Annotated in this window: 27 protein-coding genes; 5 read left to right on the top strand and 22 right to left on the bottom strand. The window is 64.5% G+C overall.

The window, feature by feature from the left end:
* Positions 1 to 2: 2 nt before the first annotated feature.
* The 3 genes from sdhD to FJ414_RS19855 form a co-directional block, all read right to left on the bottom strand.
* A complete protein-coding gene (gene sdhD, locus FJ414_RS19865) occupies positions 3 to 398 on the bottom strand; it encodes a succinate dehydrogenase, hydrophobic membrane anchor protein (protein ID WP_140646043.1) in 396 nt (131 codons plus the stop codon).
* Entirely contained in the window at positions 398 to 820 is a 423-nt protein-coding gene (gene sdhC / locus FJ414_RS19860; protein WP_140646042.1) for a succinate dehydrogenase, cytochrome b556 subunit, read from the bottom strand. The genes sdhD and sdhC overlap by 1 nt, the downstream gene beginning before the upstream one ends.
* 220 nt (positions 821 to 1,040) lie before the next feature.
* Positions 1,041 to 1,541 (bottom strand): hypothetical protein, encoded by a 501-nt coding sequence (locus tag FJ414_RS19855; RefSeq protein WP_140646041.1) that lies wholly within the window; start codon positions 1,539 to 1,541, stop codon positions 1,041 to 1,043.
* A gap of 365 nt (positions 1,542 to 1,906) precedes the next feature.
* Between FJ414_RS19855 and FJ414_RS19850 the strand changes: the two genes are divergently transcribed.
* Positions 1,907 to 2,263 carry a hypothetical protein gene (locus FJ414_RS19850; RefSeq protein ID WP_140646040.1) on the top strand — a complete coding sequence of 119 codons (357 nt, stop codon included), beginning with the start codon at positions 1,907 to 1,909 and terminating at the stop codon, positions 2,261 to 2,263.
* Here the strand turns inward: FJ414_RS19850 and FJ414_RS19845 are convergent.
* Entirely contained in the window at positions 2,247 to 2,468 is a 222-nt protein-coding gene (locus FJ414_RS19845; RefSeq protein WP_140646039.1) for a hypothetical protein, read from the bottom strand. The two genes, FJ414_RS19850 and FJ414_RS19845, sit on opposite strands and share 17 nt — an antisense overlap.
* Positions 2,469 to 2,496: 28 nt before the next feature.
* On the bottom strand, positions 2,497 to 3,693 hold the full coding sequence (locus FJ414_RS19840; RefSeq protein ID WP_140646038.1) for a GGDEF domain-containing protein: 1,197 nt from the start codon (positions 3,691 to 3,693) through the stop codon (positions 2,497 to 2,499).
* Between the two features lie 161 nt (positions 3,694 to 3,854).
* Here FJ414_RS19840 and FJ414_RS19835 point away from each other — a divergent pair, with 161 nt between their 5' ends.
* Positions 3,855 to 4,160, top strand: coding sequence for a hypothetical protein (locus tag FJ414_RS19835; protein WP_140646037.1), 306 nt, complete (start codon positions 3,855 to 3,857; stop codon positions 4,158 to 4,160).
* 63 nt (positions 4,161 to 4,223) lie between these two features.
* Here FJ414_RS19835 and leuC read toward each other — a convergent pair whose 3' ends face one another.
* The 9 genes from leuC to rplS all read right to left on the bottom strand — a co-directional run bounded on the left by leuC (position 4,224) and on the right by rplS (position 11,845).
* A complete protein-coding gene (gene leuC / locus FJ414_RS19830; RefSeq protein ID WP_140646036.1) occupies positions 4,224 to 5,633 on the bottom strand; it encodes a 3-isopropylmalate dehydratase large subunit in 1,410 nt (469 codons plus the stop codon).
* A 66-nt stretch (positions 5,634 to 5,699) separates the two neighbouring features.
* A complete protein-coding gene (locus FJ414_RS32010) occupies positions 5,700 to 5,825 on the bottom strand; it encodes a hypothetical protein (RefSeq protein ID WP_140646035.1) in 126 nt (41 codons plus the stop codon).
* Positions 5,826 to 5,972: 147 nt separating this feature from the next.
* Positions 5,973 to 7,064 carry an ISAs1 family transposase gene (locus FJ414_RS19820; RefSeq protein WP_246672451.1) on the bottom strand — a complete coding sequence of 364 codons (1,092 nt, stop codon included), beginning with the start codon at positions 7,062 to 7,064 and terminating at the stop codon, positions 5,973 to 5,975.
* A 299-nt stretch (positions 7,065 to 7,363) separates the two neighbouring features.
* A complete protein-coding gene (locus FJ414_RS19815) occupies positions 7,364 to 8,014 on the bottom strand; it encodes a class I SAM-dependent methyltransferase (RefSeq protein ID WP_140646034.1) in 651 nt (216 codons plus the stop codon).
* Between the two features lie 122 nt (positions 8,015 to 8,136).
* A complete protein-coding gene (locus tag FJ414_RS19810; RefSeq protein WP_140646033.1) occupies positions 8,137 to 8,946 on the bottom strand; it encodes an amino acid ABC transporter permease in 810 nt (269 codons plus the stop codon).
* 260 nt (positions 8,947 to 9,206) lie between these two features.
* Entirely contained in the window at positions 9,207 to 10,004 is a 798-nt protein-coding gene (locus FJ414_RS19800) for a transporter substrate-binding domain-containing protein (protein ID WP_140646032.1), read from the bottom strand.
* A 230-nt stretch (positions 10,005 to 10,234) separates the two neighbouring features.
* Positions 10,235 to 10,714: a MarR family transcriptional regulator gene (locus FJ414_RS19795; RefSeq protein ID WP_246672450.1), complete on the bottom strand. Its 480-nt coding sequence runs from the start codon at positions 10,712 to 10,714 to the stop codon at positions 10,235 to 10,237.
* Between the two features lie 17 nt (positions 10,715 to 10,731).
* Positions 10,732 to 11,151, bottom strand: a complete 420-nt coding sequence (locus FJ414_RS19790; RefSeq protein ID WP_140646030.1) for an organic hydroperoxide resistance protein — start codon at positions 11,149 to 11,151, stop codon at positions 10,732 to 10,734.
* A 157-nt stretch (positions 11,152 to 11,308) separates the two neighbouring features.
* On the bottom strand, positions 11,309 to 11,845 hold the full coding sequence (gene rplS, locus FJ414_RS19785) for a 50S ribosomal protein L19 (protein WP_140646029.1): 537 nt from the start codon (positions 11,843 to 11,845) through the stop codon (positions 11,309 to 11,311).
* Positions 11,846 to 12,202: 357 nt separating this feature from the next.
* On the opposite strand from rplS, the gene FJ414_RS19780 reads away from it, so the two are divergent.
* Positions 12,203 to 12,955, top strand: a complete 753-nt coding sequence (locus FJ414_RS19780) for a sulfite exporter TauE/SafE family protein (protein ID WP_140646028.1) — start codon at positions 12,203 to 12,205, stop codon at positions 12,953 to 12,955.
* Here the strand turns inward: FJ414_RS19780 and trmD are convergent.
* Together trmD and rimM are read right to left on the bottom strand one after the other, a co-directional pair.
* Complete coding sequence (gene trmD / locus FJ414_RS19775) at positions 12,937 to 13,638, bottom strand: tRNA (guanosine(37)-N1)-methyltransferase TrmD (protein WP_140646027.1); 702 nt, start codon at positions 13,636 to 13,638, stop codon at positions 12,937 to 12,939. The two genes, FJ414_RS19780 and trmD, sit on opposite strands and share 19 nt — an antisense overlap.
* Positions 13,635 to 14,234, bottom strand: a complete 600-nt coding sequence (gene rimM, locus FJ414_RS19770) for a ribosome maturation factor RimM (RefSeq protein ID WP_140646026.1) — start codon at positions 14,232 to 14,234, stop codon at positions 13,635 to 13,637. The genes trmD and rimM overlap by 4 nt, the downstream gene beginning before the upstream one ends.
* A 98-nt stretch (positions 14,235 to 14,332) precedes the next feature.
* Here rimM and FJ414_RS19765 point away from each other — a divergent pair, with 98 nt between their 5' ends.
* The gene (locus FJ414_RS19765) at positions 14,333 to 15,271 is read left to right on the top strand and encodes a tyrosine recombinase XerC (RefSeq protein WP_140646025.1); all 939 of its coding nucleotides are present in this window, start codon (positions 14,333 to 14,335) and stop codon (positions 15,269 to 15,271) included.
* A gap of 223 nt (positions 15,272 to 15,494) precedes the next feature.
* Positions 15,495 to 16,559 carry a TraB/GumN family protein gene (locus FJ414_RS19760; RefSeq protein ID WP_140646024.1) on the top strand — a complete coding sequence of 355 codons (1,065 nt, stop codon included), beginning with the start codon at positions 15,495 to 15,497 and terminating at the stop codon, positions 16,557 to 16,559.
* A gap of 697 nt (positions 16,560 to 17,256) precedes the next feature.
* On the opposite strand, the gene lpdA is transcribed toward FJ414_RS19760, so the two are convergent.
* The 6 genes from lpdA to FJ414_RS19725 form a co-directional block, all read right to left on the bottom strand.
* Entirely contained in the window at positions 17,257 to 18,663 is a 1,407-nt protein-coding gene (gene lpdA, locus FJ414_RS19750) for a dihydrolipoyl dehydrogenase (protein WP_140646022.1), read from the bottom strand.
* Positions 18,664 to 18,775: 112 nt separating this feature from the next.
* Positions 18,776 to 19,531 carry an SDR family oxidoreductase gene (locus tag FJ414_RS19745; protein ID WP_140646021.1) on the bottom strand — a complete coding sequence of 252 codons (756 nt, stop codon included), beginning with the start codon at positions 19,529 to 19,531 and terminating at the stop codon, positions 18,776 to 18,778.
* On the bottom strand, positions 19,528 to 20,040 hold the full coding sequence (locus FJ414_RS19740; RefSeq protein ID WP_140646020.1) for a hypothetical protein: 513 nt from the start codon (positions 20,038 to 20,040) through the stop codon (positions 19,528 to 19,530). The genes FJ414_RS19745 and FJ414_RS19740 overlap by 4 nt, the downstream gene beginning before the upstream one ends.
* A complete protein-coding gene (locus FJ414_RS19735; RefSeq protein WP_140646104.1) occupies positions 20,040 to 20,771 on the bottom strand; it encodes a DUF4241 domain-containing protein in 732 nt (243 codons plus the stop codon). The genes FJ414_RS19740 and FJ414_RS19735 overlap by 1 nt, the downstream gene beginning before the upstream one ends.
* Positions 20,772 to 20,841: 70 nt before the next feature.
* Positions 20,842 to 22,116, bottom strand: coding sequence for a 2-oxoglutarate dehydrogenase complex dihydrolipoyllysine-residue succinyltransferase (gene odhB / locus FJ414_RS19730; RefSeq protein ID WP_140646019.1), 1,275 nt, complete (start codon positions 22,114 to 22,116; stop codon positions 20,842 to 20,844).
* Between the two features lie 61 nt (positions 22,117 to 22,177).
* The gene (locus FJ414_RS19725; RefSeq protein ID WP_140646018.1) at positions 22,178 to 25,165 is read right to left on the bottom strand and encodes a 2-oxoglutarate dehydrogenase E1 component; all 2,988 of its coding nucleotides are present in this window, start codon (positions 25,163 to 25,165) and stop codon (positions 22,178 to 22,180) included.
* Between the last annotated feature and the right edge of the window lie 44 nt (positions 25,166 to 25,209).

The raw sequence follows: 25,209 nt of genomic DNA, 5'->3' as shown, positions 1-25,209 counted from the left end.
CGTCAGCCTCCGAATGCGAGTTTGAGCAGGGCAAACAGCGAAGCGACGCCGACTGCCACGCAGAAGAAGGTGTTGAGCGCGATCAGCGCCAACCTCAGGCCTTCGCCATGCACGTAATCCTCGATGATCACCTGCATGCCGATGCGCATGTGGTAAAGCGGCGAGATCAGCACCAGCCCGAGCATGACCACCACGAACGGGTTCGCAAGCGCCGCCCGCACATCCGCGTAGTCATGGCCGTTGATCGCGATCAGGAAGCCGACGAAGAACAGGATCAAAGGAATGTTGGCGATGGCGGTCAGCCGCTGCCGCCAGAAATGCCCGGTGCCTTCGCGGGCCGAACCGAGGCCGCGGACTCTCGCCAGCGGCGTGCGCATGTCTGAATTGTTCGCGCTCATCAGAAAGCTCCCCGCGCCATGTAGCCGGCGATCCAGATCAGCAGCGTGAGCACGATCGAACCGGCGAGCGTCGCCCAGGCGATCCTCGACGCGGTGTGTTTTTCCAGTCCCGCGCCGGTGTCCCAGACAAGGTGGCGCAGCCCGCCCAGCATGTGGTGCATCAGCGCCCAGGTGTAGCCGAACAGAACCAGCCGGCCGAGCCAGGAGCCGAAGGCCCAGTTGACCCAGTCGAAGGCGGCCTGCGAGCTCGAAGCTGCGATCAGCCACGCCGCCACCAGCAGCGTCCCGAAATAGAGCGCGCCGCCGGTGATGCGATGGATGATCGACATCGTCATCGTGATCGGCGGCCGGTAGATCGTCAGATGCGGCGAGAGCGGCCGTTCACGTCTGGCAACTGCGCGGGTGGCTGGTGATTTGCTCATGGCTCCCCCAGATCGGCATCCTGGAGCCGCGATGCGGCGTTTGCCGCCCTCATATATGGCTTCGGACAGCCGGTTTCTAATGCTCTTTTTGCACCGCGTCAAAGCCGGAAAAACGTTTTGGAAACATCATTTAGTCTGACAAATTGGAGGCCGCGCGCTTCAATCGATTAGCGGCTGTTTAGAAGCCGGCGCAGCGTTCGCCGCAGTGCAACAAACTGCGCTATCTTCTGCAAGTCTGCGGGGTGGATCCCCTCTTCATCACCAGCGCCTCGCGTCCGTCGATCACGATTGCGTCATGCGTCGCCGCTTCCTGGTAGCGGCTGCTCTGGTTGGCGGGCGAGGCGGCGAACTCCTCGGCCGAGCCATCGGGCCGCATGACGCGCAATGCGCTGCCCAGATTCTGGATGGTGATCATGCCGCCATTGCCGCACCTGTAGGTGGCCGTGCCGATGCCGGACCGCGGCGTCGTAAGATCGGTGATGATCTTGGTTGGCGGTGCGGGCGTCTTGGCCGCTGTCGGGACCGACGCTGCCGCAGGCACTGGGGGCGTCGCAGGTATCGACGTCGCCGCTGGCCCGGCGGGCTGCTGGTTCGGCGCAGGCGAAGCCGGCGGCGGTGCGGCATCGGCCGACTTGGGCGCGCCGTCCTGCGGTACGCAGGCCGCGGCCGCGAGAAGCAGCGGGATGATGATCGAGACCCGAACCGTGTGGCCAAAGCTCATACGCTGCCCTTTCGTGCGCGGCACCCTACAACAATACCGGGAAAAGTGTGAACGGTTGGGTTCGGCGCCTTCGCCGTGGCCTTCCGTCCGGAATTGCGTCGAAACAAAGAGATAGCCGCTTGCCGTTACTGTGAAACGGTGGACCGCTGTAGCCACGCGACGTTGCAAGATCAAGGTGACCTGGAGTCGGATCGGCACTGCGACCGCCCTGCTGCCTGGCAAGCCGGGCCCTCGAAAATTAACCATGTTCCTTAAGAACCGGCGCCGAAGGTCTCCCGCCTCTTAACAAAGGTTAAGAAAGAGTTAATTTCCGATTCGAATCGGATTCCAGGCGCGATCTGTCGCGCCGATCAAGGGAGAGCGACATGCGTTCGAATTCAGTGCGGGCAAGCCTCGCGGCCGCGGCGCTGGCAGGGCTTGTCATGGCAATCGCCGCGCCGGCCGAAGCCGGCTTGCGCCATCACGACCGCGTCTATGCCGATTCCTTCGGCAATCTCGTCATCGACAGCGCCGCCGGCTACAAGCGCATCATTGTCGGCGAAGGCAAGCTCGCGAAAAAACTTTCCGAATACACCGGCGCCGGCCAGCCGGATGTCGTCTATGACGATGCGGACGAGGCGGGCGCGCCCGGCTGCTACCAGCCGCCGGTGCTGGTGAAGGGCCGCTCCTATATGTACGGGCTTTCCGACGGCGAGATGCCCAATCTCAGCCCTTGCCGTTGAAGATCGTCGGCGTTTGGCGCCGCCGCAGCGCGCCTGACACGCGTCCGGTGTCATAGACGACAACCGCCATGAATGCCGCCGCCGGCAGCCCGGCGACGAGAAGGTTGATCATCAGGCTGAAGTCGGCGCTCGGGTCAAACCCGAGGATGACGAAGTTGCAGGAGCTTCGGGCAATCGCGAACGTTGCGATCGCCTTCTGGACCAAGCAGGGGGTTGCGCCGGGCCTTTATGTATCAGCCGACGGCGAGCGGCTCGGCAGCGAAGGCGGTCTCGGGTCTCTCATAGGAAAGCCGCACGCTGTCGCGGCCGTTCTTCTTGGCCTTGTAGAGCGCCTCGTCGGCGCGCCGCATCAGCGGCGCCAGGCCTTCCCTGCCGGAGCGGGCGGCGACGCCGAAGCTGGCGGTCACCCTGATGCCGGGCGGCAGCCCGTCGATCGCGCCGGCCGAATAGAAAGCGCGGATCGCTTCGGCGAAGAGCCTTGCCGCCCCCAGGTCGCTGAGCGGCAAAAGCACGGCGAACTCTTCGCCGCCGATGCGGCCGGCGGCCCCGCGCGCGCCGGTGGCGGAACGCAGCTTGGCGGCGAAATCGGCGATCACCCGGTCGCCGGCCTCATGCCCATGTTGGTCGTTCAGCGCCTTGAAGTGATCGAGATCGGCAAGCACCAGGGCGACGGGAAAGCCGGCCTTGCCGCACTGGTCGAGCAACACGGTTGCCCGCTCCTCGAAGCCGCGGCGGTTGAGGATGCCCGAGAGCGGATCGGTATGCGTCTCGGCCTTCAGCGCCCTCATCACGTCGAGCGCCGCGGCCGTGAACAGGCTAAGCGCGATCAGCAGCGACAACAGCGCGTGCGAAAGCAGCGCCGTCGTCCAGTAGGACGAGCCGTAGAAGCCGTCATAGCCGGGGAACGGTCCATGCGCGATGACGACGATCAGCGTGCGGGCGATGAAGTTCAGCCCGGAAAGCAGCGACAGCGCGAACAGGATTTTCTCGGTCGGACCGTTGTTGCGCACCGTTCTCAGTTCCGCGGCGACCAGCAGGCTGAGCGCGCCAAAGCCGAAATTCATGACGAGCACGCGCCAGGTGAGGTCCGGCTCGACGAACATGAACCAGATGAAAGCGGCAAGCCCGCCTCCGGTCACGATACCGATGCCGACATAGGGCACGCGCCGCCCGTAGCGCGCGACGATCGCGCTGGAGAGGCAGCAGGCCGCGATCGTGAAGCAGATGTTGGAAGCCAGCTTGGTCAGCGCCACGCCGATCGGAAGCGTGAAATACTGCAGCAGGAAACCCGGCGCCGACAGGCAATAGCTCGCGCCGAGCGCGGCCAGATACGGGCGATGGCGCTGATAGGAAAACAGCACGAGGAACGCGGCGCCAAGCGCCAGCGCTATCGTCGGATTGAGCAGCGCTATGAGCAGACCGGTGTCCAAAGGACTGCGACTTTCCCCAACTTACCCAGGGGGAGATACTAGGACCTAAGCCCAAACAAGCGGTTAAGCCCCCGACGAGCACATCGCATGCCACACGGAACCGGCCTGCCGGAGCGGCGTTGTCCGGCCAGGCAGGAGACGCCAGACGGGAGACGATCGAGATGGCCGGCACGATCACTTTGACGAACCACGATGAAATCCGCTCCTGGGCGGCGGCGCGCGCCGGTTTCCCGGCCATCGTCGACATCTCCCCCGAGGCGGGAACGCAGCCCATGCTGCGGCTGGTTTTTGGGCAGCAGGCCTATGAAGACACCGACCGACCGGAGCGTTCGATCAACAGCGGCGGCTACGAGCTCGTGGAGTGGGACGAGTGGTTCAGGATTTTCGACGAGCGGCAGTTGGCCTTGGTCGTCGCCACCGACGAGCCCGGCCGGCGCGAGGAGTTTCACGAGATCATTCGCAGATAGAGCGCTGAAAGCAAAAGGCCCGGACGGCCTGTCCGGGCCTTTGTTGAGAGACGCAGCCGGCTGTTACTTCCAGTCGCGGATGTCGACAAAGTGGCCGGCGATCGCGGCGGCCGCCGCCATGGCCGGCGACACCAGGTGGGTGCGGCCCTTGAAGCCCTGCCGGCCCTCGAAATTGCGGTTCGAGGTCGAGGCGCAGCGTTCATGCGGCTTCAGCCGGTCGTCGTTCATGGCCAGGCACATCGAGCAGCCCGGCTCGCGCCAGTCGAAGCCGGCGGCAAGGAAGATCTTGTCGAGGCCCTCGGCTTCCGCCTGTTCCTTGACCAGGCCGGAGCCCGGCACGATCATGGCGTTGACGCGCGGGTTGACTTTTCTGCCCTCGACCACCTTGGCGGCGGCGCGCAGGTCCTCGATGCGGCCGTTGGTGCAGGAGCCGATGAAGACGCGGTCGAGCGCTATGTCGGTGATCTTGGTCCCCGGCGTCAGCCCCATATAGTCGAGCGCGCGGATCTTCGACGTGCGCTTGTTCTCGTCCGCGATCTCTTGCGGATTGGGCACGATTCCCTGCACCGAGACGACGTCCTCGGGCGAGGAGCCCCAGGAGACGATCGGCGGCAGTTTCTGCGCGTCGAGCACCACGACCTTGTCGAAATGCGCGCCCTCGTCGGACTGCAGCGTCTTCCAATAGGCGAGCGCGGCATCCCAGGCGGCGCCCTTCGGCGCGCGCGGCTTGTCCTTCACATAGGCAAAGGTCGTCTCGTCCGGCGCGATCAGGCCTGCCCGCGCGCCGCCCTCGATCGACATGTTGCAGATCGTCATGCGGCCTTCCATCGACAGCGAGCGGATCGCTTCGCCCGCATATTCGATGACGTAGCCGGTGCCGCCGGCGGTGCCGATCTCGCCGATGATGGCAAGGATGATGTCCTTGGCGGTGACGCCTTCCGGCAACTGGCCGTCGACGCGCACCAGCATATTCCGGGCCTTGCGCTGGATCAGCGTCTGGGTGGCCAGCACATGCTCGACTTCCGACGTGCCGATGCCATGCGCCAGCGCGCCGAAAGCGCCATGGGTCGAAGTGTGGCTATCGCCGCAGACGATGGTCATGCCCGGCAGGGTAAAACCCTGTTCCGGCCCGATGATGTGGACGATGCCCTGGCGGATATCGTTCTCGGAATAATATTCGATGCCGAAATCCTTGGCGTTCTTGGCCAGCGCCTCGACCTGGATGCGGCTTTCCTCGTTCTTGATGCCGAACTTGCGCTCGGGCGAGGTCGGCACGTTATGGTCGACCACGGCCAGCGTCTTTTCCGGATGGCGGACCTTGCGGCCACTCATGCGCAGGCCCTCGAAGGCCTGCGGACTGGTGACTTCGTGGACGAGGTGGCGGTCGATATAGAGCAGGCAGGTGCCGTCGTCCTGACGGTCGACCGTGTGGTCGTCGAAGATCTTGTCGTAGAGGGTGCGCGGTGCGCTCATGTGCGTAAATCCGTCGATATGAGAATAGGAAAAGCTGGCGTGGCTTCGGCCGGCAAGCGACTTCGATCAGCCGGCCCGGCGAAGTCGGCAGGTGAGCGCGCCGCAGACCCGCGCGGCAAATCGCGACGGCAGGCGCTTTCTGTCCTGCAGCACGAAGCCCTTGTAGGCCGGATCGCTGAAAAGCTTTTCCATGGCGGCGTAGATAGCAATGTTTTGGCTTTTCGGCAATTGCGCGCGGGGCCTGGTTCCTCGCCCTCACATTCCCACACCTTCGGAGGGCAAAGGCAGAGCGCCAAGGTCGGCGAGCGCGCGCCCTTCCTCTCCCCCGCCGATCGGGGGCTATCGCATATGAGTGATCGCATTGATGAGATAGTCGTCGTTCCAGGCGCATTTCTTGATGCGATGGCTGATGGGGACTTTGGCAGCATCGGCGGCCTGAAGGATGTTTCTAGCGAGGCGATTGAGAAGGGCTGTGTTGGCGGGAGCATTGTCCTTGCGGGCACGGCTGAGATCCTCATCAAGATGGACATCGAGCATCCAATGCAGGCCGTTCTCGATCTGCCAATGAGCTCTAGTGAGGTCGAGCGCCTGCTGAGGCGACATGAGCGTGGAGGCCATGAACAGGCGCATCAACGGCTTGGCCTGATCGCGTCGGCTGGTGATGCGGATGAAGGCCAGGTGGCCAGGCATCAGCGGCTCGGCCGCCGCCACGATCTCGGCTTGCCGCCATTCGTTGCGGCCGTGGCTGGTCTCGGTCCGCTCGGCAATGGAAGGGGTCGCGTCGGCCAGTTTCAAGTTGGCGCGGCGCAGCCAATGACGCCGGTTGCCCTTCAGCGCAAGCAGGTAATCGCCACCTCTTTGGGTAATGGCCGCAGCCATTCGGGTATGACAGTGGAGCGCGTCGGCGGTGACCAATCTGCCCGTAAGATCAATGAGTTCGACGACTTTGAGCGCGGCCTCGACTTCGTTCTCACCATCACTCGGCGAGACTGCCGCCAGGCACAGCCGGGTCTCGGCCGCGAAGGCCGACACCGTCAACGGCGGACTGGCTGCCAAGCCCTTCTCGTAGGCCCGCCGCAAAGCCTTGCCGTCAAGCGATACCACCTCGGGCGTCTCTCGGCTGGCTCGGGCGAAAGCGGCGGCAAAGGCGGCAAAAGCGCGACCGAAGGCCTCCGGGTCGAGCAGGCGCAGCAGCCGCGAGAAAGTGTCGTGGCCGGGAGCTGCGTCATAGTCGATCAGCCGCGACAGCGCTTGCTTGCGCTCCTGTGCGAACAAGGCAAATTCCGTCGCATTACTGGCACCGCACAGGCTTGCCGCGATCATCATCACGATCAGGTCGCCAAGCCGGTGCGTGGCGTTGGGCGCGCGGGGATCAGGCACCGCGCCAAAGTAGCTCTCAAGACAGGAAATGGCAGTCGCTCCTTCGCTCAACTGCCTCTCCAAAGAATCCTTTCTCAGCCTAAACTCAACCCCAAAAACGCCATATGCGATTCCCCTGCCCGCCGATCGGGGGAGAGGTGGCGAGCGAAGCTAAACGGAGTGGGGGTCGACTTGGCTCGGCCATTGTTATTTCAAACCGAGCAATGCCTCGGCTTTATAGGGGCCGGTGGCGAGTTATTAGCGACGGCGCATTTGAGCACCGCCGTCCTCCGCTCCGTCGCTGCTTCGCAGCGCCACCTCTCCCCCCTCCGGAGGGAGAGGAAGGGAGCCAAGATCGGCGAGCTCACGGCTCAAACCACCTCGAACACGAATGTCTTCACCAGCGCTTCCGGGTCGCCGATCGCGTAGCAGCGGAACCACGGGCTTTGCTCTACGAGCCGCCATCTCTTCGCCTGGGTCAGCTCGTCGAACACCGTTTGAAAACCGCCGCTCTCGAAAACCTGGTCGCGCACGGTGAAGATGGCGTGGCCGCCGCTTTTGGTGATGCGCACCAGTTCGTGCAGGCCGGAGGCAGGGGCATGACCGATGGTGAAGACGCCGGTCGAGAAGAAGGCTCGGAAATGCCGGTCGGGCCAAGGCAGCGGACCGCCAAGCATCGCCTTCTTCAGCTCGCCATAGGCCGGCTTGCCATTGGCCTGGCGGCTGCCGGCGATCTTCAGCATGTCGTCGGAGAGGTCGAGCCCGGCGATGTCGCCATAGCCCAGAGCCTTGAGCGACGGCCCCGACAGGCCCGTGCCGCAGCCGGCGTCGAGCAGCGGACCTTCGCCCGCCGGCACGTGCCGCGCCACCCAGGCGGTGATCAGGAAAGGCAGGAGATAGCCGAGCGAGGCGGTCTCGCTGTCATAGGTCGCAGCCCAGTCGGCATAGGCCTTTCCGAGTCCTTCCGGCGAGTCGGCCGAATAGACGGAGTCCAGCGCCGCATTGGCCTTGTCGAAATTCATGGGACGTCTCCTCCGCCGGATGCATGTGACCAAGGTAGAGCAATTCCAGGAAAAGTGGGAACCGGTTTTCCGTCCGGAATTGCGTCGGAAACAAAGAGGTAGCACCGACTTTGGTGCCCCCGCTATTCCTGATGCTGCCGGCGCAGCCGCTGTTCCAGCGTCCGCAGCGCCAGCGACAGGCCGACGGTCAGGATGAGGTAGATATAGGCGACGATCGAATAGGTCTCGAAGAAGCGGAACGAGCCCGCGGCATAGACCTTGCCGATCTGGGTAATGTCGGCGACGCCGAGCACCGAGACCAGCGAGGAATCCTTGACCATGGCGACGAAATCGTTGCCGAGCGGCGGCAGGATCATGCGGATCGCCTGCGGGAACACGATCAGCCGGAAGCGCTGCGCCCGGCTGAGCCCAAGCGCCTTCGCGGCTTCGATCTGTCCCTTCTCGACCGACTGGATGCCGGCGCGGAACACTTCCGAGATGAAGGCCGAGTAGCCGATGGTCAAAGCCATGATGGCGCGCCAGAGCAGCGACACGTCGCGCACCAGCAGTTCGCCGATCAGGCCGGCGCTCTGCAGCGGCGCAGTCAGCGCATTCCAGGCGGCGACCAAGGCCGGCGCGCCGGCAAAGGCGATCCAGAACAACAGCACCAGGATCGGCACGCCGCGGATGATCTCGACATAGAAGCGCGCGATCTGCCGCAGCCATTGCGACCCCGACAGCGCCATTAACGCAATGCCAAGTCCAAGCGCGGAGGCCAGCGCGAATGCGACCGCGGTAACGAAGATGGTGACGCCGATGCCCTTGGCGACGGTGGCGAAGACTTGCGCATAGAGGTCGCTGGAGGCAATGGCGAGGGCGGCGGCCAAAGCAAGGGCGAGGGCGGCGGCCAGCCACCAGGGGAATTCGGATTTGGCGGATGATGTGGGTGGCATCAGTTCCCAACGCTGGTGAATAGATGCCTTCGCAAGAGCTGCCGATCTCCCCCCTTGTGGGGGAGATGTCCGGTAGGACAGAGGGGGGTGCTGTCCCGCCGGCCTATCAACTGGTTGCGATCACCGCCTCTGACCGGATTCTCTTCGCAGAAGCTTAGAACGGAAATGTCGCGATCCTGCACACCCCCCTCTGCCCTGCCGGGCATCTCCCCCGCAAGGGGGGAGATTGGCAGCTTTGCCGGCCGTCGCGACAACAGCGCCTACTGCCCCATCTTGTAATCGAGGAACCATTTCTTGTTGAGCTTGTCGAACGTGCCGTCCGCCTTGAGCGCCGCGATGGCGGCATTGACAGGCTTCACCAGGTCCGAGCCCTTCGGGAAGATGAAGCCGAAATCCTCGGTGCCGAGCGGCCCGCCGATCAGCTTCAGCTTGCCTTCGGAGGCATCGACATAGCCCTGGCCGGCGGTGCCGTCGGTGAGCACGACGTCGACGTCGCCCGTCTTCAGCGCCTGCACGGTCGCGCCGAACGTCTCGAACAGTTTGATGCGCGGGTTCTGCTCGTTGCCGTCGAGCACGCTGTAGACGGCGGTGTAGAAGGGCGTGGTGCCGGGCTGGGCGCCGATCAGCCCGTCTTTGAAGGCGCCGAAGGTCTTGGCGTCGGTGAAGCGGCTTTCATCGCCGCGCACCAGCATGAATTGCTCCGAACGCATATAGGGGTCGGAAAAGTCGACCTTCTCCTTGCGGTCGTCCTTGATGGTGATGCCGGTCATGCCGATGTTGTACTGGTTGTCGGAAACAGCCTGGATCATCGCGTCCCAGGAGGTGTTCTGATACTCGACCTTGAAGTTCAGCCGCTTGGCGATCTCGTCCATCGCGTCATATTCCCAGCCGATTTGCTTGCCGGTCTTCTTGTCGATGAACTGCAGCGGCGGATAGGCGTTTTCCGTCACCACCACGACTTTTTTGCCGCCGAGATCGGGCAGATTGTCGGCGAGCGCCGCGACAGGCGCGAGAAGCCAGGCCACCATGGCGGCCAGCAGCAGTTTCGACTTGGTCATGACAAATCTCCGAAGGTGCAGGCCGCGCTGCAATCTCGCGGCCAGGAAGAATCCGGTGCCGACTTTAGAGCAATTCCAGGAAAAGTGTGAAGCGGTTTTCCGTTCGGAATTGCGTAAAAACAAAGAGATAGAGCCGCATGCGCCTTGCAAGCCGGTCCGCGCTGAAGCAGGCCGGCCAACACGCATCCGATGCTCTTCGGGGATGGTTTCGAGGACAGCCTTAGCGGCGTTCAGTCCTGATCGGCCGTGGCTTCGCGCAATCCGGCGACCAGTCGCGTCAGCGTGCCGTGCAGGGCTTTGAGTTCGGCTCGCTCCAGCGGCATGCCGCAGCTCAGTCCCTCCTGCACGCCCTTCATCTTCGCCCGCAGCGCCTGACCCTTCGCTGTCGGCTCGACCAGCACCCGGCGTTCGTCGGCGCTATCGCGCTGGCGGGTGACGAGGCCGCCGGCTTCCATCCGCTTGATCAACGGCGTCAGCGTCGCCGAATCGAGGCCAAGTGCTGCGCCGAGCTCGCCGATCGTGCTCGGCGAATGCCGCCACAGGGCCAGCATCGCCAGATATTGCGGATAGGTGAGGCCGAGCGGATCGAGCAGCGGCCGGTAAAGCTTCGTCATCAGCCCGCTTGCCGAATAGAGCGCGAAGCAGAGCTGCTGGTCGAGGCGCGGCACCTCGAGCGCCCCGACGCCCTGCGCCGGAGCTTGCTTTGTCATGATTTCGGTTTTCGTCGTCATGCAGCCTTTGCCGAGAGCGCCACGTCGATATTGCCCCGGATGGCATTGGAATAGGGGCAGATCTTGTGCGCTTCGGATACAAGCGCCTCTGCGCCCGCCTGATCAAGTCCCTTGATCTCGGCCGCCAGTGAAACGCCGAGCCTGAAGCCGCCCTGGTCGTTCGGATAGAGGCTCACCGTGGAGGTGACCGAAGCGTCCTCAAGCGGCAGGTTCTGCTGGCGTGCGACGAAGCGCACCGCGCTCTCGAAGCAGGCGGCATAGCCGACGGCGAAAAGCTGTTCGGGATTGGTGGCGCCGCCCTTGCCGCCGAGTTCGTTCGGCATCGCCAGATCGACCTTGAGCAGGCCGTCGCTCGTCTCGCCGTGACCGTTGCGGCCGCCGGTGACGTGAGCCTGGGTGCTGTAAAGTGCCGACATTTTTTGTCTCCATTTGATTTGTATGCGATTATTTAGTGTACAAGATAATTTGTTGTCAACGATGGCGAGGCGACTTTCCTGCGGCTGGCGATCACGGCTCGGTGAAAATGAAAAAGGCGGCCGAAGCCGCCTTTCCAAAACCTGTTTCGACGAAACCTTATTCGGCGGAGGCGGCCTCGGCCGAAGCAGCCTCAGCGGCGGCCTTCTTCTCGGCGGCTTCCTTGGCGGCCGTCTCGGCGGCCAGCGCCTGGGCGGCCGCGACCTTCTCGGCCTCGATGCGGGCGCGCTCGGCGGCCAAAGCATCACGCTCTTCGTCGTTCAGCTTGCGGGCGCGCACGCCGGTGTTTTCCGAAATGCGAGCCGACTTGCCGCGACGGTCGCGCAGGTAATAGAGCTTGGCGCGGCGCACCTTGCCGCGGCGCACGATCTCGACGCCCTCGACCATCGGCGAGTAGACCGGGAAAACGCGCTCGACGCCTTCGCCGTAGGAAATCTTGCGAACGGTGAAATTCTCCTGGAAGCCCGAGCCGGCGCGGGCGATGACGACGCCCTCATAGGCCTGGACGCGGGTGCGGGTGCCTTCGGTGACGCGCACCTGGACGCGCACGGTGTCGCCCGGCTGGAATTCTGGCAGCTTGCGCTTGGCTTCGATCTTGGCGGCCTGTTCGGCCTCGAGCTGACGGATGAGATCCATCTCAAATATCCACTTCTTGTTCTTCCGACAGTCAGAGCGTCCAACGCTCGCCTTGCAGTTCCAATGACCGCTCGGCTATGCCCCCAGTCCCCAAATTGTATCGGGGAACATCGGGCAGGGACGGCTACACCGCACTTGTTGACGGGTCCGAAAGATCGTTCTTCCGGTTCGGGCGGGCACATACAGGCATTTTGCCGCTTTGTCACGCCCTAATGCATGTCGCCAGGAAGTGTGAGCGGTTCCGGCACGCCTCATGCATCAAAAAAGACCTTGAGGCATATTTTTTGCCCCCATGGTCCCACATTACCGCGGCCGTGCCGGGTTGCGCGCGGCTTGTAAGCTTCCTAAGCGGGGAAAATGACTTTTTTCGATGCCGCCTTGCTCTTTCTCTCGGGTTTTGTCTCCGGTGCGGTCAACGCCGTCGCCGGCGGCGGCACCTTCGTAACCTTCGGCGCCATGACGCTGGTCGGCGTGCCGCCGATCGTCGCCAACGCCACCTCCTCGGTGACGCAGTTTCCCGGCTACATCACCTCGACGCTGGCCTATATCGACGACATCAGGCATTTCTGGCGCCAGGCGCTGCTGCTCTGCGTGATCTCGGCCTTCGGCGCGCTGGTCGGTTCGCTCATCCTGCTTGCGCTTTCCAACCCTTCCTTTCGCGCGCTGGTGCCCTGGCTGCTGATCGCCGCGACCGCGCTGTTCGCCGCCGGGCCATGGCTGAAACCGGCGCCCAAACCCGGCGCCGAAGCCAGGGTGGGCTCGTTCGCCGGATCGCTCGCCCAGTTCGTGACCTCGATCTATGGCGGCTTCTTCGGCGCCGGCATGGGCGTGATGATGCTGGCGACGCTCGGCCTGACGCAGGCCGGCGATTACCACCGGCTCAACGCGCTGAAGAACATGCTGGCCGTGGTCATCGCGGCCATCGCCATCCTGGTCTTCGTTTCGGGCGGCGTCGTCGCCTGGCCGCAGGCGATCGTCATGATCCCGGGCGGCGCGCTCGGCGGCTATGCCGGCGTCTGGATCGCCAAGCGCGTGCCGCAGGGCCTCGTGCGCGGCTTCGTCGTCGCGGTCGGCCTGTTCCTCGCCTTTTACTATTTCACCAAGGGCTGAACCGCCCCCAGCAAATCCGGCCGACGCTCCCGTGTGAGCTTCTCGGCCTCGGCGCGCCGCCATTCGGCTATTTTCTTGTGGTTGCCGGAGATCAGCACGTGAGGGATCGGCCTGCCTTCGAATTCCTGCGGCCGCGTGTAATGCGGATGCTCGAGCAGGCCGTTCTCGAAACTCTCTTCCTCGCCCGACACCGCATTGCCCATGACGCCGGGCAAAAGCCGCACCACGGCGTCGAGCAGCACGAGCGCCGCAGGCTCGCCGCCCGACAGGATGAAATCGCCGATCGACACCTCCTCCAGCCCCCGCGCTTCGATCAGCCGCTGGTCGACGCCTTCGAAACGGCCGCACAGGATGACGGCGCCCGGCCCGGCGGCCAGTTCGCGCACGCGCGCCTGCGTCAGCGGCCTGCCCCGCGGGCTCATCAGCAGCCTTGGACGCTCATCGCCCGGCGGCGAGGCGTGGTCGATCGCCTTGGCCAGCACGTCGGCGCGCATCACCATGCCGGCGCCGCCGCCGGCCGGCGTGTCGTCGACCGTGCGGTGCCTGTCGGTGGCGAAATCGCGGATCTGGATCGCCTCGAGCGACCAGGTGCCGGCCTCCAGCGCGCGGCCGGCCAGCGACAGGCCGAGCGCGCCCGGGAACATCTCCGGATAGAGCGTCAGCACCGAAGCGGCAAAGCTCAACGGTTGCCTCCGGCATCCTTCGGTCCGCGCGGCCGACCCTTAGGGTCGAAGCCGGCATCCCTGGGCGCTTCGCCGTCTTCTTCGTCTTCAACCAGCCCCGCCGCCTGAGGGTTGACCTCCACGAATCCGTCGGCGATCGAAACATGCGGCACCGCGGCCTGCGTGAACGGGATCAGCACGCCCTTGCGGCCGGCAAGGGTGACGTCGAGGATGTCGCCGCCACCGAAATTATGCACGGCGACGACCTTGCCGATGATGCCCGTATCGTCCCTGACGTCGAGACCGATGAGATCGGCGTGATAGAACTCGTCCTCCTCGCCGTCGTCGGGCAGCACCGAGCGGTCGACGAACAGCTCGGTGCCGGCCAAAGCCTCGGCGGCGTTGCGGTCACCGACGCCCTTGAAGCGCACGACCACGACGGTGCCGGCCGGCCTGATGTCCAGGATCTGGAAGGCGCGGCCGTCCTTGGCATAAAGCGGACCGTAGTCGGCCAGCGCCAGCGGGTCCCCGGTGAAGGTCTTCACCCGCAATTCGCCCTTGATGCCGTGCGCGGCGCCGATAACGGCCATCTGTACGGGGTTTTCGAGCTTCGACATCGGCGGCGCTTCCTTTGCCCTGCTCTACCCCCCTGAGGCCATCATTTCAATGATCGCCTCTTCACCGCTTCCTAACTTGCATGCCCGAAACTGCCGCCATGCAGGAATTCCTCATCCCAGCCAAACCCGACCTCCAGGCGGCGCGCCAGACCTGGCTGAAGACGCTTGCGCATGAACGCCGGCTGTCGCCGGAGACGGTCGAGGCCTATGAGCGCGACACCCGCCAGTTCCTGCATTTCTTGACCGAACATCGCGGCGGCTCTCCAGGCATCTCGGACATCGCCGACCTGCGCCCCGCCGATTTGCGCGGCTTCCTCGCCAAGCGCCGCAATGAAGGCGCTGGCGCGCGCACGCTGGGTCGCGGCCTTGCCGGCATCCGCTCGCTGCTGCGCTTTCTCGAACGGCGCGGCCTGGTCAATGCCGCCGGTGCCGCTGCTCTGCGCGCGCCGCGCCAGCCGAAATCGCTGCCCAAGCCGCTGACGGCAAGCGACGCCAAGCAAGTGGTGGCGATGGAAGGCCAGCTCGCGGACGAGCCATGGATCGCCGCCCGCAATGCCGCCGTGCTGACGCTGCTCTATGGTTCCGGCCTGCGCATCTCCGAGGCGCTCAGCCTGACCGGCGCCGATCTCGCGACGGAAGCCGACACCGTGCTGCGCGTCACCGGCAAGGGCGGCAAGACGCGGCTGGTGCCGGTGCTGCCGGTCGCCCGCAAGGCGGTCGCCGAATACCGCCGGCTTTGTCCCTTCCACATCGATCCCAAGGGTCCTTTGTTCCGCGGCGCGCGCGGCGGCCCGCTCAACCCGGCCATCGTCCAGCGTGAGATGGCCAGGCTGCGCTCGGCGCTCAACCTGCCGGACACGGCGACGCCGCACGCCTTGCGGCATTCCTTCGCCACCCATCTGCTTGGCCGCGGCGGCGACCTGCGCACCATCCAGGAACTGCTCGGCCACGCCAGCCTGTCGACCACCCAGATCTATACCGGCGTAGACACGGCAAGGCTGCTGGATATTTACGAGAAGGCGCATCCAAGGGCGTGAAGCCGCTGGGGGATGGCGCGAAGCCCTCCGGACTTCGTCATTCCAGGGCGGAGCAAGGAGCGAAGCGACGCGCGCAGACCCTGGAATGACGAAGCGATAAGCGTTGCGGCCAAAGCATTCTCTCCGAAAACCCGAGCGAACGTCAAAAGAGCTCACCGCACCAGAAACAATTTCATCCTCCAATTAACCGTTTTGCCGCTTTTCGGCGCTAAGACGCTTCTCCATGAAACGCGTCATCGCCATCGCCGACCGCGCGGCCCTTGTCTCGTTGAAGCTGCTTGCGGCGCTCAACCTGCTGTTTTTCCTGTCTTTCCTCGTCGTTCTGCTGATCGCCGGCCGGGCGCATGCCGAAGCGCCCAGTTGCGCCGGCACCGATCTTTTGACCACTCTGGAAAAGAACGACCCCGCCGCGTTCAAGAAGGTCGAGACCGAAGCGGCGGCCGTTCCCAACGGCAAGGGCCTGCTTTGGAAGCTGGAGAAGCCGGGCGAAAAGCCATCCTATCTGTTCGGCACCATGCACATGACCGATACGCGCGTCACCACGCTGCCGGCCGCCGCGCAGAAGGCCTATGACGGCGCCGGCACAATAGTCATCGAGACCACCGACGCGCTCGACAAGGCCAAGATGATGGCCGCCATGGCCAGCGAACCCGGCCTGATGATGTTCACCGACAACACCACCCTGTCGTCACTGTTGTCGCCGCAGGATGCGGCGGCGCTGGACAAGGGGCTCGACGCGCGCGGCATTCCGCCGGCGACGGTCGCCAAGATGAAGCCGTGGATCCTGTCGGCGATGATGGCGCTGCCGGCCTGCGAGGTGGCGCGCCAGAGCGCCGGCGAACCCGTGCTCGACGTCAAGCTCGCCTCGGACGCCAAGGCTTCGGGGAAAGACATCGAAGGGCTCGAGACCGCCGTCGATCAGTTGCGCGCCATGGCCTCGCTGCCGCTCGAATTCCATATGAAGAGCCTGGTCGAGACGATGAAGCTCGGCGACAAGGTGAACGACGTCAACGAGACGATGATCGTGCTCTACCAGCGTGGCGAGGTCGGCATGTTCTGGCCGCTCTTCCGGGCCGTGCTGCCGGAGACGGCGGACGACAAGGCCGGCTATGCCGCCTTCGAGCAGACCATGATCACCAGCCGCAACAAGGTGATGGCGGCGCATGCCGGGCCGATTTTGGCCAAGGGCAACGTTTTCATGGCCGTCGGCGCCATGCATCTGCCCGGTCCGGAAGGACTGGTCGAGGATTTTCGCAAGGCAGGGTATAGTGTTACCGCCGTCAACTGAGTCGTCTGGCGGCTGGCGGACCTGAAAACGCCGGTTTTTCAGCGCTTTCCGTCCGTCCGCGTGAAACCCGATGCGGGCTCAGCGCGTTGATGGCTGTTATTTTGATGACTTTCATCCAAGGAGGACACGTTTCATGGCGAACCCTAACGACCCCTTCACCCCTTCGAGCACGCCTCCCAAGTCGGGTGGTGGCGGCAGCGGGTGGCTGATCGCCCTGGTTGTTATTATCCTGGCCATTGTTGCCTATTATGTCTTTGGCAGAAGCGGCGGCGAGCATGCGCCGGCCCCGGCTGAGCCGCCGGCCGCCAGCACGCCGGCTCCGGCGCCTGCAACGCCGGCTCCAGCCCCTGAGCCAGCTCCGGCGCCTGCCCCGGCTCCCGCTCCGGCTCCCGCACCTGCACCCGCCCCTGCGCCAGCTCCGGCACCTGCACCGGCTCAGTAATAGGACGGCATCAAACGACAAACGGCCCGCCAACAGGCGGGCCGTTTTGGTTGGGACAACTGCGGCGCCTCGTCATACCCGGGCTTGACCCAGGTATCCATGCCGTAACCGTTGCCGTAGAGCGCAACAGAGCAAAATTCTGTAACCGTTGCAACGGCTTAGCGTCACGGCATGGATCCTAGGGTCTACGCGCGTCGCTTCGCTCCTTGCTTCGCCCTAGGATGACGAAGCGATGGGTTCCGCGCTGGCGCGCAGCTAAATATGAATCGGCTTGAAGAACGTCGCCAGAGCCGCTTCCTTCACCGCTTCCGACATCGTCGGATGCGCGTGGCAGGTGCGGGCGAGATCTTCGGACGAACCGCCGAATTCCATCAGCACCGCCGCTTCGTGAATCATCTCGCCGGCGCCGAAGCCGACGATATGGACGCCGAGCACGCGGTCGCTGGCCTTGTCGGCCAGGATCTTGACAAAGCCGTCGGTGTGCACCATGGCCCGCGCGCGGCCATTGGCGCTGAACGGGAATTTGCCGACCTTGTAGTCGATGCCGGCCTTCTTCAGCTCTTCCTCGGTCTTGCCGACCGATGCGATCTCCGGGCTGGTGTAGACGACGCTCGGGATGACGTCGTAGTTCACATGGCCGGCCTGTCCGGCGATGGTCTCGGCGACTGCCACACCTTCATCCTCGGCCTTGTGCGCCAGCATCGGTCCGGCGATGACGTCGCCGATGGCATAGATGCCGGGCACATTGGTTCTGAGATGCCCATCGGTCTTGACCCGGCCGCGCTCGTCGAGCTCGACGCCGGCTTCCTTCAATCCGAGACTGTCGGCATAGGGGCGCCGCCCGGTGGCGACCAGCACGACATCGGCCTCGATGGTTTCCGCCGCGCCGCCCTTGACCGGTTCGAAGGTGACAGTCGCGCCCTTCTTGGCCTTGGCGACGCCCGTGACCTTGGCGCCGAGCTTGAACTCGAAGCCTTGCTTGGAAAGCAGCCGCTGGAACTGTTTCGACACCTCGCCGTCCATGCCGCCGAGGATGGTGTCGAGGAACTCGACGACCGTGACCTTGGTGCCGAGCCTTGCCCAGACGGAGCCTAGCTCCAGCCCGATGACGCCGCCGCCGACCACCACCAGGGTGGCTGGCACCTTGGCCAGCGACAGCGCGCCGGTGGAGGAGACGACCGCCTTCTCGTCGAAATCGACCTTGACGCCTGGAATGCCGGCGACGTCCGAACCGGTGGCGATCACGATGTTCTTGGTCTCGATCTCCTCGACCTTGCCGTCCTCGCCGGTCACCGACACCTTGCCGGCGGAAATCACCTTGCCGGTGCCGCGGAAGGAATCGATCTTGTTCTTCTTGAACAGGAAGGCGACGCCGTTGACGTTGGAGGCGACCGTCGCGTCCTTGTGCGCCATCATCTTCTTCAGATTGAGCTTCGGCGCCGGTATCTCGACGCCCAGCGTATCGAAGGCGTGGCCGGCTTCGGCGAACATCTCGGAGGCGTAGAGCAGCGCCTTCGACGGAATGCAGCCGATGTTGAGGCAGGTGCCGCCGAAAGTGGCGTTCTTCTCGACCACCGCCGTCTTCAGCCCGAGCTGCGCCGCCTTGATGGCGCAGACATAGCCGCCGGGCCCCGATCCGATGATAACGACGTCATAAGCCATGTCTTTTTCCTTGTCCTGGCGCCGGATCGGTTCGGATAGGAACCACTCCAGATTATTTCCTTGTAAGCAATTCCGAACCGGAAAACCGCTACGCACTTTTCCTGGAATTGCTTTAGCGGCCGCCGCTCACATCGAGGATCGTGCCCGTTATATAGGAGGCCGCGTCCGACAGAAGATAGAGAACCGCGCTCGCGACTTCATCCGCCGTTCCCGCGCGTTTCATCGGCAGCGCGTCCTGCATCCGCGCCACGCGGTCTGGCTGGCCGCCCGAGGCGTGGATTTCGGTCTCGGTGATGCCGGGGCTGACCGCGTTGACGCGGATGCCTTCCAGCACGACTTCCCGCGCCAGCCCGATGGTCATGGTGTCGATCGCGCCCTTGGAGGCGGCATAGTCGACAAATTCGCCGGGCGAGCCGAGCCTCGCGGACGCCGAGGACAGGTTGACGATGGCACCGCCCTTGCCGCCATGCCTCATCGACATGCGCTTCACCGCCTCGCGGACGCACAGGAAGGAACCAACGACATTGATGCGCATCATGCGCTCCAGCCGCGCCATGCTCATCTCGTCGACCCGCGCCTTGACGTCGACGATGCCGGCATTGTTGACGAAAGCGTCGAGCCGGCCAAAGGCCTGGTCCACGGCTTCGAAGATTGCGATGACATCGGCCTCGTTGCCGACATCGCCCTTGACCGCGAAGGCGTCGCCGCCAGCGGCTTTGAGTTCGGCGACAAGAGCATCGGCAGCCGACTGGTTGGAGACGTAGTTCACCGCCACGCGATAACCAGCCTCGCTCGCCTGCCGGCAAATGGCCGCGCCGATGCCGCGGCTGCCGCCGGTGACCAGCAGTGTCTTCCTGTCCACGCTCATTCCTGGCAGCCTTTCAGCACGAAGATGTCCCACGGCACTTTGGAGAAGCCGGCGGGGCCATAAGCGGCCGACATTTCGAGCGACGGCCCGAGATCGGGAAAGATCAGGCTTTTCGGCGCGTCGGCGCCTTCGGCCGGCAGCAGGCCGATCGTGCCCTTCTCGTCGGCGCTGTAGATGACGCCTTCCCAGACCGTGCAGGCGGCAAGCTCCTCGCCGGTGACGTCGCCGGTCGGGCATTTGTACATCAGCGAGCCATGCGGCCGCGCGGCGCTGCCCTCGGTCCACATCGCGATGCCGTCGAGCACGACATTGTTGTCGAGGATCATGCGAAAGGCGTTGGTGATGGTCGCCGAGCTGCCGGCCGGGGCAAAGTCGATCTCGGCGCCGCTCTGCGCCTCGCCATAGACAGCGAGCTGGATCGGGCAGGCGGCCTGCGCGCCGGAACTCGCCGCAGTGAGCACCAGCGATCCGGCCATCAATCCGATCATGGGCGAGGCGGCATTCGTCATCACTTGGCCTGGTCGCCTTCTCGGCCGTCGGCGTTTTCGAGCACGCCGAAATCGGTCATCAGGACGACCGGCTCGCCGGCTGCGTCCAGTCCCCAGAAAGACGGATAGAAGCCATCGCCCCAGCCGCTCCAGAACATCGCGACGTTGACCGGATTGCCGGCGTCCGGATGGTGCATGACGAACCGGTCCTGGTTGGGTGCGAACTCGGCCGCCAGCACATCGTCATAATAATTCTGATCCGGCTTGAGCTTGTCCTGCGCCGCCGACATCAGGGCCATCGCGGCCTTGTCCATGAACGAGCCGAGGCCGGCATCGACTGGATAGCCGAAGATCTCGTCGCCGTTCAGCGTCGAAACGTCCTGTCCCGGCAGAAGGGCAAGCTCCCAGCGCACCGGCACGCCGGAACGGAAGCGAAGGAATGCGGCGGCGACGCGGCCCTGCGCCTCGAACAGCATGACCGGATAGCGCCCCGGCTTCACCTTGCGGGCCAGCGCCGGCCAGTCGTCGGTCGTGATCAGGGGATCGCAGGCGATGATCTCGCCGGTCGGCAGTTCCAGCTCGCCGATCGGCGTGACGGTGATCTTGCGCTCCGCCAATTGCGCATCGGAGAGCGCAAAGATGCCGAAATTGCTGCTGGCCGTCGCCGGATCCCAGTCGGCGGCCATGGCGAGCGATGGGATGGCGGCGGAGAAGCCAAGCAGGACAGTGCCGCACCGGAAAGTCCGCCGCATGCCGCGCGCCGTCTGGCCGAGCCCGAACCCGAACTTTTCCAGCCAGCTGCTCACGGCACGACCGATCCGATCACAGATCGAGCACCAGCCGCTCGGGATCTTCCAGGCTCTCCTTGACCCGCACCAGGAAGGTCACCGCTTCCTTGCCGTCGACGATGCGGTGATCGTAGCTGAGCGCCAGATACATCATCGGACGAATGACAATCTGGCCGCCGACCACCACAGGCCGGTCCTGGATCTTGTGCATGCCAAGAATGCCGGACTGCGGCGCGTTCAGGATCGGCGTCGACATCAGCGAGCCGTAAACGCCGCCGTTGGAGATGGTGAACGTGCCGCCCTGCATGTCGGCGACCGACAGCTTGCCGTCTCGCGCCGCCAGCCCAAGCCGGCCGATCTCCTTCTCGATCTCGGCGATGGACATCTGGTCTGCATCGCGCACCACCGGCACGACGAGGCCCTTTTCGGTGCCGACAGCAACGCCGACATGGGCGAAATTCTTGTAGATGATGTCGGTGCCGTCGATCTCGGCATTGACCGCCGGGATCTCCTTCAGCGCATGCGTCACCGCCTTGGTGAAGAAACCCATGAAGCCGAGCTTCACGCCATGCTTCTTCTCGAACACGTCCTTGTACTTGGACCGCAGCGCCATCACCGCGCTCATATCCACCTCATTGAAGGTGGTGAGCATGGCGGCGGTCGACTGCGCCTCCTTCAGGCGGCGTGCGATGGTCTGGCGCAGCTTGGTCATGCGCACGCGTTCCTCGCGCGGCGTATCCTCGGTCGAGGACGGCGCCCGGGCAACGACCGGCGCCGGAGCAGCCTTCGGCGTCTCGGCGGGCTGCGACGGCGCGCCCTTGGCGATGGCGTCGAGCACGTCGCCCTTCAGCACCTGGCCGCGCTTGCCGGAGCCGGACAACTGGTCGACGGAGAGATTGGCCTCCGCGATGAGCTTGGCGGCGGCAGGCGCCGGCGGCATGGTGCGCGGCTCGATCTGGCCGGCATCGCCAGCGATCCTGGCGGTTTCGGCCGCAGCCTGCTTGCCGGTGGATGCGGCATCCGGGCTGGAGGCCTGGGCGACTGCCTGCGGCTTGGTCGCCGGGGCTGCGCCGCCCGCCGAAATCGAGCCGAGCAGCGCCCCGACATTGACTGTCTCGCCTTCCTTGACGGCGATCTCGGCCAGCGTTCCGGCGCCCGCGGCGGGCACTTCCACCGTCACCTTGTCGGTTTCGAGCTCGACCAGGGGCTCGTCCGCGGCGATCGCGTCGCCGACCTTCTTGAACCACTTGCCGACAGTCGCCTCGGTGACGGATTCGCCGAGAGTGGGGACGCGGATTTCGGTAGCCATTGTGCCTGTCCGTTGTCTTCTTGAGGTCTGTTTAATCAGGTCTGCTTATTCACCAAGCGCCCTATTCGCCGAGAGCATCGTCGAGCAACGCGGCGAGCTGACTGAGATGCTTCGACATCAACCCTGTCGCCGGCGAGGCCGAGGCCGGCCGGCCGGTGTAGCGCACCCGCTGATGCTTGGCGTCGATATGCGCCAGCACCCATTCGAGATAGGGATCGATGAACGACCAGGCGCCCATGTTCTTGGGCTCCTCCTGGCACCACACCATCTCGGCGTTGCGGAAGCGTGACAGCTCGGTGATCAGCGCCTTGGCCGGGAACGGATAGAGCTGCTCGACGCGCAAAAGGTAGATGTCGTTGATGCCGCGCTTCTCGCGCTCTTCGTAGAGGTCGTAATAGACCTTGCCCGAGCACAGCACGACACGGCGGATCTTGGAGTCCTTCACCAGCTTGATCGGCTGGTTGGGGAGGAGCTGCGCATCGTCCCACAACAGGCGGTGGAACGAACTTTCGCCCGACATTTCCGGCAGCGTCGACACCGCTCGCTTGTGGCGCAGCAGCGACTTCGGCGTCATCAGGATCAGCGGCTTGCGGAAGTCGCGCTTCAACTGCCGGCGCAGGATATGGAAATAGTTGGCCGGCGTGGTGACGTTGGCGACCTGCATGTTGTCTTCCGCGCAGAGCTGCAGGAAGCGCTCCAGGCGCGCCGACGAATGCTCCGGCCCCTGGCCTTCATAGCCATGCGGCAAGAGGCAGACGAGACCCGACATTCTCAGCCACTTGCGCTCGCCCGACGAGATGAACTGGTCGAACACGACCTGGGCGCCGTTGGCGAAGTCGCCGAACTGTGCTTCCCAGAGCGTCAGCGCCTTGGGCTCGGCCAGGCTGTAGCCATATTCGAAGCCGAGCACCGCCTCTTCCGACAGCATCGAGTTGATGACTTCGTAGCCGGCCTGCGCCGCCGACAGATTGTTGAGCGGGATGTAGCGGTTCTCGTCGCGCTGGTCGTAAAGCACCGAATGGCGCTGCGAGAAGGTGCCGCGCTCCGAATCCTGGCCGGAAAGCCGGATCGGATTGCCGTCGAGCAGGATGGCGCCGAAGGCCAGCGCCTCGGCTGTCGACCAGTCGATGCCTTCGCCGGACTCGATCGCCTGGCGGCGGTTCTCGAGGAAGCGCAGGATGGTCTTGTGCGCCTCGAAATCCTTCGGCACCTCGGTCAGCTTCTTGCCGATCTCCTTCAGCGTGCGCACCGGCACGGCGGTCTTGCCGCGCCGCTGTTCGTCCTGGTTGTCGGCGGTGCGCAGGCCCGACCAGGCGCCGTCCAGCCAGTCGGCCTTGTTGGGCTTGTAGTGCTGGCCGACTTCCCATTCGGCTTCCAGATGCGCGCGCCAGTCGGCCCGCATCTTGTCGATCTCGGCCTGGGTGACGTGGCCTTCGGCGATCAGCCGGTCGGCATAGACCTGCACCACGGTCTTATGGGTGCGGATGTTGCGATACATGATCGGCTGGGTGAAGGCCGGCTCGTCGCCCTCATTGTGGCCGAAGCGGCGGTAGCAGAACATGTCCACCACCACCGGCTTGTGGAACTTCATGCGGAACTCGGTCGCGACCTTTGCGGCATGCACCACGGCTTCCGGATCGTCGCCGTTGACGTGGAAGATCGGCGCCTCGATCATCTTGGCCACATCCGACGGATAGGGCGAGGAGCGCGAGAAGCGCGGATTGGTGGTGAAGCCGATCTGGTTGTTGATGATGAAATGCAGCGTGCCTGCGACGCGATGGCCGCGCAGGCCCGACAGGCCGAGAATTTCGGCGATCACACCCTGGCCGGCAAAGGCGGCGTCGCCATGCAAAAGCAGCGGCATGACCTTGGCGCGCTCCGACAGCGGCACGACCTCGCCACGTTCGCGGCCGGCGAGCTGGTCCTGCTTGGCGCGCGCCTTGCCCATCACGACGGGGTCGACGATTTCCAGATGCGAGGGATTGGCCGTCAGCGACAGATGCACCTTGTTGCCGTCGAACTCGCGGTCCGACGAGGCGCCGAGATGGTACTTCACGTCGCCCGAGCCTTCGACCTCGTCGGGCGCGGCCGAGCCGCCCTTGAACTCGTGGAAGATGGCGCGATGCGGCTTGGCCATCACCTGGGAAAGCACGTTGAGGCGGCCGCGATGCGCCATGCCGAGCACGATTTCCTTCAGGCCGAGCTGGCCGCCGCGCTTGACGATCTGCTCCAGCGCCGGGATCAGCGACTCGCTGCCATCGAGACCGAAACGCTTGGTGCCCTTGTACTTGACGTCGATATACTGCTCGAAGCCCTCGGCCTCTACCAGCTTCGACAGGATCGCCTTCTTGCCGGTGGCGGTGAAGGTGATCTCCTTGTCGGCGCCTTCGATGCGCGCCTGGATCCAGGCCTTCTCTTCCGGGTCGGAGATGTGCATGAACTCGACGCCGAGCGTCGAGCAATAGGTACGGGCCAGGATGTCCAGCATCTGCCGCACGGTGCCGAATTCGAGCCCCAGCACATTGTCGAGGAAGATCGGCCGGTCGTAGTCGGCTTCGGTGAAGCCGTAGTTCTCCGGCGACAGCTCGTTGTAATCCTCGAGCGGCTTGGCGATGCCGAGCGGGTCGAGATTGGCGTGCAGATGGCCGCGCATGCGGTAGGCGCGGATCATCATGATGGCGCGCACGGAATCGCGCGTCGCCTGGTGCACGTCGGCGTCGGAAAGCACGGCGCCGTTGATGACCGCCTTTCCCTTCACCTTCTTTTCGATCGCCTTCTCGATCAGCCCCCAATTGCCGTCGAGCGCCGAGACCAGCTCGCCATTGGCCGTCAGCGGCCAGGAGGGCTTCGCCCAGGAGGCGCCCTTGGCGTTCTTGCGGACGTCGCCCGCGTCGTCCTTCAGCGCCGCGAAGAAGTCCTGCCACTCCGGATCGACGGAGGCGGGGTTGTCTTCATAGGCGGCGTAGAGCGCGTCGATATAGTCGGCATTGCCGCCATAGAGGAATGAGGTGAGCGAGAATTGGTCGTTGGCCTGATCTTGTCTTGCCATTTTCGTCTGCGGAGCCTGGCTCCGTCTCCCTTCGAGGGGAATAG

Origin of the sequence: Mesorhizobium sp. B3-1-6 (assembly GCF_006439555.1) — a bacterium.
GTDB lineage: Bacteria > Pseudomonadota > Alphaproteobacteria > Rhizobiales > Rhizobiaceae > Mesorhizobium.
The sequence above is the reverse complement of the archived record's forward strand: the minus strand, read 5'-3'. Positions and strand labels throughout refer to the sequence as shown.